This window comes from [Pseudopropionibacterium] massiliense (genome assembly GCF_900607225.1).
GTDB classification, from domain to species: Bacteria; Actinomycetota; Actinomycetes; order Propionibacteriales; family Propionibacteriaceae; genus Arachnia; species Arachnia massiliensis.
In genome coordinates this window covers 2,367,238-2,378,701 of record NZ_LR027842.1, presented here as the reverse complement: position 1 = coordinate 2,378,701, position 11,464 = coordinate 2,367,238, and the positions used below count along the sequence as shown (strand labels likewise).

At 67.5% G+C, this 11,464-nt stretch carries 9 protein-coding genes; 5 read left to right on the top strand and 4 right to left on the bottom strand.

Going from position 1 to position 11,464, the window contains the following annotated elements:
* Positions 1 to 56 precede the first annotated feature (56 nt).
* Genes E0E39_RS10590 through E0E39_RS10580 form a run of 3 tightly spaced genes read left to right on the top strand, consistent with a single transcriptional unit; the run spans position 57 to position 4,122 of the window.
* Positions 57 to 350, top strand: coding sequence for a DUF2249 domain-containing protein (locus E0E39_RS10590; RefSeq protein WP_041697192.1), 294 nt, complete (start codon positions 57 to 59; stop codon positions 348 to 350).
* Positions 351 to 403: 53 nt separating this feature from the next.
* On the top strand, positions 404 to 1,423 hold the full coding sequence (locus tag E0E39_RS10585; protein ID WP_041697194.1) for a hypothetical protein: 1,020 nt from the start codon (positions 404 to 406) through the stop codon (positions 1,421 to 1,423).
* Positions 1,420 to 4,122 carry a multicopper oxidase domain-containing protein gene (locus tag E0E39_RS10580; protein WP_130874700.1) on the top strand — a complete coding sequence of 901 codons (2,703 nt, stop codon included), beginning with the start codon at positions 1,420 to 1,422 and terminating at the stop codon, positions 4,120 to 4,122. The genes E0E39_RS10585 and E0E39_RS10580 overlap by 4 nt, the downstream gene beginning before the upstream one ends.
* A gap of 31 nt (positions 4,123 to 4,153) precedes the next feature.
* Here the strand turns inward: E0E39_RS10580 and E0E39_RS10575 are convergent, their stop codons facing one another.
* Positions 4,154 to 5,521 carry an SH3 domain-containing protein gene (locus tag E0E39_RS10575; protein WP_130874699.1) on the bottom strand — a complete coding sequence of 456 codons (1,368 nt, stop codon included), beginning with the start codon at positions 5,519 to 5,521 and terminating at the stop codon, positions 4,154 to 4,156.
* Positions 5,522 to 6,008: 487 nt separating this feature from the next.
* Between E0E39_RS10575 and E0E39_RS10570 the strand changes: the two genes are divergently transcribed.
* Positions 6,009 to 7,460 carry a patatin-like phospholipase family protein gene (locus E0E39_RS10570; protein WP_130874698.1) on the top strand — a complete coding sequence of 484 codons (1,452 nt, stop codon included), beginning with the start codon at positions 6,009 to 6,011 and terminating at the stop codon, positions 7,458 to 7,460.
* A 43-nt stretch (positions 7,461 to 7,503) separates the two neighbouring features.
* Here E0E39_RS10570 and hchA read toward each other — a convergent pair whose 3' ends face one another.
* A complete protein-coding gene (gene hchA / locus E0E39_RS10565) occupies positions 7,504 to 8,367 on the bottom strand; it encodes a glyoxalase III HchA (RefSeq protein ID WP_130874697.1) in 864 nt (287 codons plus the stop codon).
* 223 nt (positions 8,368 to 8,590) lie between these two features.
* On the opposite strand from hchA, the gene E0E39_RS10560 reads away from it, so the two are divergent.
* Entirely contained in the window at positions 8,591 to 10,477 is a 1,887-nt protein-coding gene (locus E0E39_RS10560; protein ID WP_245988279.1) for an alpha-amylase family protein, read from the top strand.
* A 57-nt stretch (positions 10,478 to 10,534) separates the two neighbouring features.
* Here E0E39_RS10560 and E0E39_RS10555 read toward each other — a convergent pair whose 3' ends face one another.
* Positions 10,535 to 10,774: a hypothetical protein gene (locus E0E39_RS10555; RefSeq protein WP_130874695.1), complete on the bottom strand. Its 240-nt coding sequence runs from the start codon at positions 10,772 to 10,774 to the stop codon at positions 10,535 to 10,537.
* A 381-nt stretch (positions 10,775 to 11,155) separates the two neighbouring features.
* Positions 11,156 to 11,401, bottom strand: a complete 246-nt coding sequence (locus tag E0E39_RS15805; protein WP_165444741.1) for a hypothetical protein — start codon at positions 11,399 to 11,401, stop codon at positions 11,156 to 11,158.
* Between the last annotated feature and the right edge of the window lie 63 nt (positions 11,402 to 11,464).

Below are 11,464 nucleotides of genomic sequence, written 5' to 3'. Positions count from 1 at the left end.
TCCCGAATGGTGGTGTCGTCCACCGTGGTGCCGCGGATGTCGTTAAACTCCGCCGCATGACTGAACTGCCCATCACCGAGAAGTCCTCCGGGGGTAGCTGTGGCTGCGGATGCGGTCACGACTCCCTGCCCGAACTCGATGCCCGCGTCATCCCGCACGCGATCCGTCACGCCGCGATCCTCGGTGTCGTCGGTTCCTTGAACGTGGGCGGCGCCTTCATTCTCGTCGCCCCCCATAACCCGCTGCCGCTGCTGGCGCAGATCGCCGACCTCCACGGCGACGCCATCCAGGTCAGCTACGTCCAAGAAGGTCCCGACGCTTGGAAGCTGAAGCTCGAACGGCGCAGCTGAACCCTTTGAAAAAGGCCGCACCAGCTCCCGTCTCGCGCCGTGTCCTCCTGGTGATGCTGGCGGGAATCAGCCTTCTGACAGGCCTCAACGCGGGACTGGTGCGGCTCGGTGTCTGGGCGCCGGTGGCCAGCGGCCGGCTCGCCGACCTGCACGGGCCGCTCATGGTCCTGGGGTTCATGGGGTCCCTGATCTCTCTGGAACGCGCCCAGGCGCTGCGCAACCGGCTTGCCTACGCAGCACCTGCCCTGCTCGGCGCCGGGGCGATCGTGATGATCTCCGGGGCATTCCCGGTGCTCGGGAGGCTGCTGCTGTTCGACGGCACCCTCGCCTTCGTCGCCGTCATGGTCGCCCTGTACCGCCGCGCCCCGTTGCCGCTGGTGGCCGCCCAGGTGGTGGGGGCGGTCCTGGCGTGTCTCGCGGCCGCGCTGCTGGTCAGCGTGGAGGTTCCCGCGCTGCTGCCCCTGCTCGCCGGGTTCATCGTCGTCACGATCGCCGCCGAACGCGCCGAGCTGGCGCAGCTGACCATGGGCCGCCGCGCCATCCCCACCCTGGTGACGGCGAGCGCGTGGCTTTCCCTGGCGGCCGTTTCCGCGTTGCTGTGGCCCGGTTCCGGCGACCGCATCTTCGGGGCCGGGGTGCTGTTCGTGGCGCTCTGGCTGATCCGCGACGACGTCGGGCGTCGGCTGATCCGAAGCGAGGGCCTGCGGCGCTACAACGCCGCCGCGCTGCTGCTGGGAAACTTCTGGCTGGCCGTCGCGGGCCTAACCTGGGTCATCGTCGGCCGCCCAGAGGCCACCGGAACCTACGACGTGGTGGTGCACGGCACCTTCCTGGGGTTCGCCATGTCCATGATCATGGCCCACGCCCCGATCATCTTCCCGACCGTCCTTTCCCGTCCCCTGCCCTACCGCCCCGCCATGTGGGTGCCACTGGCGGTGCTGCACCTGGGCATGGTGGTGCGCGTCCTCGGTGCCCTGACCGGAACCTTCCTGTACCAGATCGGAGGAGCCATGACCGTGGTCTCGATCCTGTTGTTCGCCGCAACGGCCATCCACTCGGCGGTGCGGGCATGAGCACCCCCACCCGTCCAGGAGCGGGACCTTCGGAAACCGGCCGGCCCCCTCAGGCGGGGCGGCCGGGCGGTGGGGGACGGCCCGGCGGTTCGCGCCGCAATCGTGCCCGCGACTACACCGTCATCATCTGGTTGCTGAGCGCCGTGATCGTCGCCGCGGCCCATCGCCTGGTGCCCGAATCCACCTGGCTGATGGTGCACCTGGTGCTGCTCGGGGCCCTGACGCACTCCGTGCTCGTGTGGAGCCAGTACTTCACAGCGGCCCTGCTCAAGACCCGGCCCGACGAGGCCCGGGACCGCGCGCAGCGCAGGCGTCTCGGCCTGCTCTCCCTGGGATCCCTGGCGGTGTTCGTCGGGGTGCCGGCCACCTGGTGGTGGCTGGTGGTCGCGGGAGCGGTGTTCGTGACCGCGGCCGTCTCCTGGCACGGGATCTCGCTGTGGCGGCAGCTCCGCAAGGCCCTGCCCGGACGTTTCCGGGTGGCCGTCTGGTATTACGTGGCCGCCTCCTGCCACCTACCGGTCGGGGCTGCGTTCGGGGCGACGCTGGCCTTCGGACTGGATGCCACCTGGCACTGGCGGTTCCTCGTCGCCCACACCATGACGAACCTGCTGGGTTGGATCGGCCTGACGGTGGTGGGGACGCTGGTCACCTTCTGGCCCACCATCCTGCGCACCCGCATGGACGACCGCGCCGAGGGATTCGCCAAGCAGGCCCTTCCCTGGCTGATCGGCTCGGGGATGGTCGTGGTGGCGGGCGCGCTGGCGGGTCTCCAGTACGTCGCGGTGGCCGGTCTGGCCGGTTACCTGTTGGCGCTCGGCTGGTGGGGCAGGGTGCTCGTCGCCCCGCTGCGACGCCGACCCCCGCGCGAATTCGCCCCCGCTTCCGTGCTCGCCGCGATGATCTGGTGGATGGTTGCCCTGGTGGTCACCGGCGGGATCGTGCTGACCACCCCGACCTCGGGCTGGTCGGAGGTGACCGGAACCCTCGCCGTGGTGTGGGCCGGCGGTTTCGCCGCGCAGCTGCTCACCGGCGCACTCAGCTACCTGCTGCCCTCCGTCCTCGGCGGCGGGCCCCGCGTCGTGCGGGCTGGCGCGGCCTGGTTCGACCGTTTCACCACCTTCCGGATCGTCGCCCTCAACGGCGCCCTGATACTGTTCCTCACCCCCACACCACCCTGGGTGAAACTCACCTCCGGTGTGCTCGGGGTGGGATCGGTGGCGGCCTTCCTGCCCCTGATGATCCTCGGGATAAAAGCGAGTGTCGCGGAACGCAAGGCGATCGCCAAGGCGGGTCCCCGCACCGGGCCGCCCCAGAAACTGCCCGAACGGGAATCCGCGCTGACCGCCAACGGGATGCTGGCGGGTGTGCTCGCCCTGACCCTCGCCGTCACGGTGGGGGTCGGCATCGACCCATCGGCGGTCGGCCTGGGCGGCGGTTCGTCGTCGACGGGGGTGAATGCGACGGGCAGGACCCAGAGAATCCAGGTCACCGCCAAGGAGGGGTTGCGTTTCGAACCCGCCTCGGCGGAGGTCAGCCGCGGTGACCGGGTGATCATCGAGCTGAGCAACGCCGATGCCACCATGATCCACGACCTGAAGCTCGGCGACGCCACCACCCCCAGGCTGAGCGCAGGAGAGACCGCGGAGCTGGATCTTGGCGTGGTCGGGGAGTCCATCGAGGGCTGGTGCACCGTCGTCGGGCATCGCCAGGCCGGGATGGTTTTCACCCTCAAGGTCTCGGGGCAGGACGCCTCCACTTCGCAGGACGGAACTACAGGTGGCGGACACGACCACGCCCCCGCGCAGGCCAACTCGGCTCCGCTGAACACCGTGGTGGATCCCGTCGCCCCGGCGGCCACGGAGGAAACCATCCACCGCGTGGAGATGCGCGTCACGGAGCTCCCCCTCGAAGTGGCCCCCGGGGTGTGGCAGAAACGCTGGACCTTCAACGGCGGACCGGTCGGACCGACCCTGCGCGGCAAGGTCGGGGACGTGTTCGAGGTGACCCTCATCAACGACGGCACCATCGGCCATTCCATCGACTTCCACGCCAGCAACCTCGCGCCCGACGGGCCCATGCGCACCATCGCCCCGGGCGAAAGTCTCGTCTACCGGTTCACCGCGCACCGCGCCGGGATGTGGCTGTACCACTGCGGCACCGCCCCGGTGTCCGCGCACATCGCCGCCGGCATGCACGGTGCGGTGATCATCGACCCCGAAGGACTGCCCGCGGTGGATCGCGAGTACGCCCTGGTGGCCTCCGAGATCTACCTGACCGGTGGCACGGGAACCAGCCCGGAGACCGCCGCCGAGGTCGACGCCGCCAAGGCGCAGACCGACACCCCCGACTACTCGACCTTCAACGGCATCGCCTTCCAGTACGCGCAGCGCCCGTTCACCGCGAAGGTGGGGGAGAGGGTGCGGTTCTGGGTGCTTTCCGCAGGGCCGAACCTGTCCACGAGTTTCCACATCATTGGCGGCCAGTTCGACACCGTCTACTTCGAGGGCGGCTACCTGCTCAAGGGCGGGGAGGACGCATTCGGCAACAGCGGCGGCGGTTCCCAGGCCCTCGGGATCGAGGCCGCCCAAGCGGGTTTCGTGGAGCTCACCTTCCCGGAGGCCGGTCACTACACCGTCGTCGATCACGCCTTCCTGGACGCCGAGAAGGGCGCCCTCGGCACCGTCGAGGTGACCGAGTGACGCCCTTGCGCGAGGGGAGGCTTCCCGGGGATCAGTTGTCGTAGACGGTGATGTGGATGTGGTCCTTGTGGTTGGCGGTGTCGCTGCCGCGTCCCGCCATCGGCCGCCAGCCCTCGCTGTCGCGGGTGATGTTCCAGATCTTCTGGTCCCAGATGATGTAGTGGACGCGGAACTGGGAGTGATTGGCCTTGAAGTAGGCGGCCAGCCGGTTGCCCAGTTCCTTGTTCGACCTGTAGTTGGGGATCATGATGTCCACGGCCCGGCCCGACGGGTGGTCCGGCAGGGAGTCCGGGCGCACGCCGTACATGGTCTTGATCTCCGGAACGTTGTTCCAGATGTAGCGGACGATCCGTTTGACGTTCTCGTTGGCCTGATCGAGGCCCTTCGACCAGCCCCGGTTGAGGCTGCCGCCGCCGTCGCTGCCGCCGCCGTCGCCACCAGGGGCCGAGGAACTCAGGTAGCGGGCCGTCACCCAGCGGATGGCGCCGTTGTGGACGATCTGCGCACGACCGGACTGGACGGTGCCGGTCACGGCCACCTCGCTGCCCTTGGGGATCTCTCCGGTGTGGGCAGATCCGGTGGCCGAGTGCCAGATGTTCAGGTTGGCCGTCGCGTACTGGGTGGTGGTGGCGGGAAGGCTGCCCCCGCCCGGAGCGGCGGAACCGTCCACCGTCCTCAAGTACTTGTTGTTGAACCAGCGGACGTTGCCCTGCCAGATGCACTGGGCCATTCCGCTGGTCACCACGTCCGTGCAGTCGAGGATCGTGCCGCGCGGGACGTCACCCAGGGAACGGTAGCCGCTTCCCGGGGCGGTGCGGATCATCAGCTCGGTGGTGGCCCGCAGTTTCTTCGTGGTGGTGGGCAGATCCTGCCCGGGGGAGCCCGCGGACCGCGACAGGTAGCGCGTCGCCGCCCAGAGCGTCTGGCCGTTCCAGGTCACCTGCGAGAACTCGCCCTTCACGGTGCCGGTGAGCGTCACTTTCGCGCCCTTCGACGCGACCGTCCTCACCCGGTAGCCCAAACCGGGTCCGGTGCGCAGGTTCAGTGCTGTGGTCGTGTAGGCGTCCCCGGATGCACCCGAGGACGACCCGCCGCCTCCGCCGCTCGATGACGACGCCAGGTATGCGGATGCGACGTAGCCGGTGCGGCCCTTGTAGGACACCTTCGTCCAACCATTGCTGGTGCCCAGGGCCTGCACGTGGTCCCCCGAGTAGAGCAGGCCGATCCGGGAATAACCGGTCCCCGGCCCCGAGCGCACGTTGACAGCAGTGGTGGCCCGCATCGAGGTGCCCGCCGCATCAGCGCTGGTCACCAGGGCCAGTGAGCCGACCGATTGAACGAGCCCGGCCACCACCAGAGCGGCCAGCCCTCCCCGCACGGTTCGCATCTTTCGGTTCACGTTTCCTCCGAAATTTCTCAAGGTCTCGGGCCGACACGACTCTTCCCCGGGAACTCGGCCCCAGCCGTGTCGGCCGATCGGACAGTAAGGAGGGGGAAAGACTTCCCACAAGCCCGAACCGTGACACGCAGCAGGGGCGCGAGCCGTTCTCGCGCCGGGTTTCCGAAAATCACATCGGCGTGTTTTCGCACAGAAGAAGGAGGAGCAAAGCGGCTTTGACTAGGCATTATAACTTTGGTTGATTGAATAACAGATGATGCGTGCGATTTCTGGGAGAGGTCTGAAACCGAGTCCGGCAATTCACCTCAACTGCCAGTTCAGGTTCAGGTGGTTGAGGTTGAGGTTGAAGACGTCGACGTGGTTGAGGGCATCAGGACGCGTCCACGCCCCACGAGGAGAGCCCACGGCACGGCTTTCCCGAGGTTTCACCGGATGACAGTCGGCCTCATGACCGAGCCCCTGTTGACGCGGCCTCTACACTTCACCCATGGCCCGTAGAGGATGGTTGGGACTCCCGTTCTTCGAATCCCATTCCGAGCCGAGCCCCACTGCCTGCGTGCTCTCGGGCGGTGGATCGCGGGCCAGTTTTCAGATCGGCGCTCTCGACTACCTGTACGCGAACGACCCCGGGTTCACCCCCACGATCTTCGTCGGCGCATCGGCCGGGGCCATCCTGGCCGCGGGCCTGGCCCAGTACCCCACCCGCCAGGAGCAGATCGGCTTCCTGGAGCGCATCGACGAACTCTGGTGTTCCATGACGGGGCCCGATGACATGTTCATCCCCCGGCCCTGGCTGTCCCGGCTGCTGGCCGAGGCCCCGACGTGGCTCGAACTCGTGGGCCAGGGTGCCAAACCAGCGGATACCCCGTCACGCTCTTCTTGGCTGCCGCTGCGATGCCGTCGTCCCGAACCGTCGGGGATCGAGACCCCGGAGGATCCCGTGGAGGAGGCGCTCACCCCTGACGAGGAACTGCAATCGGATTTCTCCCTGGGATTGCTGGCGCAGCTGGCGGGGGCCCTCGGGCGCCTTCCGAAGTTGGGGAGCGACCTGATGGCGGTCAAGGCGGGTCTGGAGCAGTCGCGGTCGCTGTACCGGCCGGGACCCGTGCTGGCGAAGCTGCTGCACGCCGATGTCTTCGACCCCGACCGGGTGTCCGCCTCTGGCATGCAGCTGCGGATGGCGATGGTGGCCCTGGAGACGGGGGAACTGCACTTCATGCGCGAGGACGGCGCCCTGGTAAACCGCGAGGACCGGGAGATCGACGCGGGCCCTCACAACCTGACCCGCGGGGTGCTCGCGTCCTGCGCCATTCCCGGGGTGTTCCGGCCGGTTCCGGTCGGTGCGGAGACCTATGTCGACGGAGGAGCCCGGGAGAACCTGCCCGCAGAGATGGCGATCGGGCACCTGCGGGCCGGCCGAACGTACGTGGTCTCGTCGCAGACCGACGGGGTGCCGCGACGACAATCGATGGCCCAGGCCGACGTCTTCCAGGTGGTGATGCGCGCCACCGAGATCCTCATGGACGAATCCGGACGCGACGAGACGGCCTACGCGTTGTCGGCCGGGGCGGTCGTCATCGCTCCGGACGTCGAGGTGCACGAGGCCATGACCGTCCATCCCGGGCTGATCCGCATCCACCGCGACCACGGCTGGTGCCGTGCGGCTGCGGTCGTGCAGGGGGTCGATACGGTGGAGCAGCAACGGTTGAGCCGGGTCACCGCGCTGCGGATTCGCTGCCTGCGAAGAGAGGAGACCTGGCTGGAGGACCCCGCCAACCGTCGCGCCCTGCTGGAGTTGCAGAGCGCGAAACTGGAGCTGCGCGACGCCATAGCCCGCTGTCGGAAGACCCTGCTGCCCGAAGGCGCGGATCAGTGCTGGGCCCGCTTCGAGGAGCACCCGAGGACCCCCGACGTCGAACCGCGGTGGCTCGACAGATGAGGGGCATCGTCGAAACCCGCGCCGACAGCCGGGGAATCAGGTGTCACGCGTCGTAGGAACGACCGGTCAGGGTCTCGACGGCGAGGCGGCCCAGGGCGTTGGCGGCAAGCGGGCTGTCGCCGGTGAGCAGGAGGCGATCCCGGTGAACCTGCCCGCTCATGCCCTCGTTGACGATGGTGAGCCCCTGCCGGGTGAGACGCTCTCCCAGCATCCACGTCAGTTGTCCGGGCAGGTAACCGATCTCGACATTGGCGCCGGTGTCCAGGGAATCGGGGAAGACGCACAGCGAGTAGCCGGCGAAATAGGAGGATCCCTCCTCGTCGGTGGCGGCGCACAGGGCGGCCGGACCGTGACACAACGTGATGACCGGACGCTCCTCCTTCAGCGCCCACACCAAGGCGTCCCTGACCGCGGTGCTGTCCGGAATACCCCCGCCCATGGCCCCGTGACCCCCGGGGATGAACACCGCGGCGTAGTCGGAACATGCGCCGAGCTCGGTGGCAACCACATCGGCGAGACGCCTGGGACGCAGAAGAGAGGGAAGAAGCCTGTCGTAAGCGGCCTTGACCGCCTCGTCCTGTTCCGGCATGGCCCACATCTCGAACTTCGCCAGGTTCCCGGACAAGGTGGCCACCTCGACCTCGTAGCCCGCGGCCTGCATGTGCATGAGCGGGAGCAGCGTCTCCACCGGATGATTACCGGTCGAGAACAGGCCTCCCGTGGTGGGCAGGTAGCGCTCGTCGACGGCGATGGTCAGGATCTTGCGCGGCCCCGAGGTCACCTGCGGTACTCCCACGGCGCCGTCGAAATCGGTCCTCTTCGGTACGTACTGTCCCAGGGAGTAGTCGGAGGGGAAGAACGCGTTGTGCTCGGCGCGGTCGGGGACCGGGGATTTCGAAGTCGTCATGACGTTTCACTCTTTCTGAAGGTTGGTCGTGAAAGTTCTGATGGATGGTCGTGAGAGATTCCACCGCCGGGATTGATCACAACACGAGCTGCCACGGCGAGGTCGGATGCCACTCCGAGGAGTCATCAACACCGGTTTCTGATCCGAGAATCCCCCGGGCCGCGGTCGCGAGATTTATCTTTGTGCCGTAACATCACCCCCGTTTGCGGCTATGCTGGCCGCCATGGGTGACATTGACGACGTCCTGGAACTGCGGTGGAACCGCTACGGAGATGAGCTGACAACGGCGCTGCGCAACGTCTACGGAGACAAGACCGACGCTCTGGTGGAACGGGTGCGCGGAATCGTGAAGAAGACGCTCGAGGAGCGTCCCGCCGACCTGCGCAGGCTGGACGAGGCACGCCTGCTGCGCCCCGACTGGCTGCAGCAACCCGGCATGACGGGCTACGTCTGCTACACGGACCGGTTCGCCGGCACCCTGAACGGGATCCTCGGACACCTCGACTACCTGCACGACCTCGGGGTCACCTACCTGCACCTGATGCCGCTGCTGCAACCCCGTGAGGGCGCCAACGACGGCGGCTACGCGGTGGCCGACTACCGCTCCATCCGCAGCGACCTCGGAACCATGGACGATCTCGCGGAGGTGGCGAAGGGGCTGCGGGAACGCGGCATCTCGCTGGTGGTCGACCTGGTGCTCAACCACGTCGCCAAGGAACACGAATGGGCCCGCCGCGCCCGGGCGGGCGAGCAGAAGTACCGCGACTACTTCATGATCTACCCCGACCGCACCATCCCGGACCAGTACGAACAGACCCTGCCCGAGGTGTTCCCGGACTTCGCCCCCGGGAACTTCACCTGGGACGAGGAGCTCGCAGGCTGGGTGTGGACCACCTTCAACGACTACCAGTGGGACGTGAACTGGGCGAACCCCGACGTCTTCTGCGAGTACCTGGAGATCATCTGCAACCTCGCGAACCACGGTGTCGAGGTGCTGCGGTTGGACGCCATAGCCTTCATCTGGAAACAGATGGGCACCGACTGCCAGAACGAACCTCCCGTCCACGAACTCGCGGAGGCGCTGCGGGCCGCGGTGCGGATCGCGGCCCCGGCGGTCGTGTTCAAGGCCGAGGCCATCGTCGGCCCGCGCGACCTGATCGCCTACTTCGGTCAGGGCCGCCACTACGGGAAACTCTCCGATCTGGCCTATCACAACTCGCTGATGGCCCAGCTGTGGTCGGCGCTGGCCAGTCGCGATGTGACGCTGCTGCGCTACGCCCTCGAACGGTTCCCCGCGAAACCCCCGACGGCCACTTGGGGAACCTACGTGCGCTGCCACGATGACATCGGCTGGGCCGTGGACGATCGCGACGCCGCCGCGGTCGGCATCAACGGGGCCGAGCACCGCCGGTTCCTGTCCGACTTCTACTCCGGGGAGTTCCCGAAATCGTTCGCCCGCGGCCTGGTGTTCCAGGCCAACCCCGTCACCGGCGACCGGCGCATCTCCGGCACCCTGGCCTCCCTCGCCGGACTGGAGGTGGCCCTCGAGTCGAAGGACAAGGAGGCCATCGACCTGGCCGTGGCGCGCATCAACATGCTGCACGCCGTGATCTGCGGGTTCGGCGGTGTGCCGCTGATCTACATGGGCGACGAACTGGCGATGCTCAACGACTACCACTACGGCGACGACCCCGCGCACGCCGAGGACAACCGCTGGGTGCACCGCCCCGTCATGGACTGGGACGCCGTGGCCGCGCTGGCCGAGAACCCCGACTCCGCCCAGGCGCGCGTCAACGCGTGGCTGAGGCACGTGCTCGACGTGCGCCGCGCCACCCCGCAGCTGCACGCCGGCTACGAGTCGCGCATCCTCGACGTCGGTGACCACAGGGTGTTGGCGATCCGCCGCGACCACCCGATCGGCCCCATGTATCAGCTCTACAACCTCTCCGAACACAGGGTCAGCATCCCCATGGGGCTGTTGCGCACCCCCTACGGCAGCAGGGCCAAGGAGCTTCTCGACGACGTGACCTGGGATCTGGACCCCGCAACCCTCAGCCTCGATCCCTACCAGGTGCACTGGTTCGTGGCGGCCGAGGACCCGGAGGACTGATCAACACCCTCCCGTGAAGCTGGTTGAGCCGGGCCGCGAGGAACGAGCGGCCCGTGTCTAAACCATGCCGCGGGTTTCCGGGGGTCTGTGGCCGGGTTCGCCGTGGGCCCGTGCCAGATCCGTCGCGGCGTAGCGAGGTTGGCGAACCGGCCTCCGCGGACGGGACTCCCGGACGATTCCCAGGGCCGAGGGGCCGCCGTAGCGATGGTAGTGGGCGGCCCACATCAGGCAGTCGTCCCCGAGGTTGACTTTCCCATGCCTCCTGACGGAGCTGAGCAGTCTGCTGGCTCCAAACACGTCCTCCTTCCACAGGGACAGCTTGCCTCTTTGCGTATTACGTAATACGCTGGTTGTTGTGGGGAAGCACATGATTCAAGGCCGTGAAATCTCGGATGAGCAAGTGCAGGCTTGGGCGGATGAGGCAGAAACGGGCTACGAAGTCGACGAGCTACAGCGACGGTGGGGGCGTCCCCCTCGTGCGGGCAAAGCATCTCGGGTGGTGCCGACCCGGTTCTCTGATGAAGAGTTGAGCGAGTTGATGGCACGTGCGGAGCGTGAAGGACTCGACCGCTCAACGGCGATCCGTACCGCTGTGCGTGAATGGGCCCGTGCGTGATCGTCTCGCCGTCAGCACGCAAGCACGGCATCAGTGACGAGGACGCCATCGCTGCCGCACGCTCAGCGCTGGCTGGTGGACCGCTCGATGATGAGAGTCCGCAACGGGAGCCACGGATCGGGCTGGACACAGCAGGTCGCCTCCTGGAGATCGTCGTCCTGCTCTAGGACGACGGCGAAGTCGAGATCATCCACGCCATGAAAGCCCGAGCCGCGTATCGACGACTCGTCGGTTGAGCTGATCAGCATCGTCACTGTCACCACGGCCACCAGGGTCATCATCGGGGGTTCTCCGGTCGGCGATGACATGGAGGAATCCGGGCCGAATCGGTCTTCGCGGGCGTGGTTTCTCGTATTCTGGAATGAATTGAC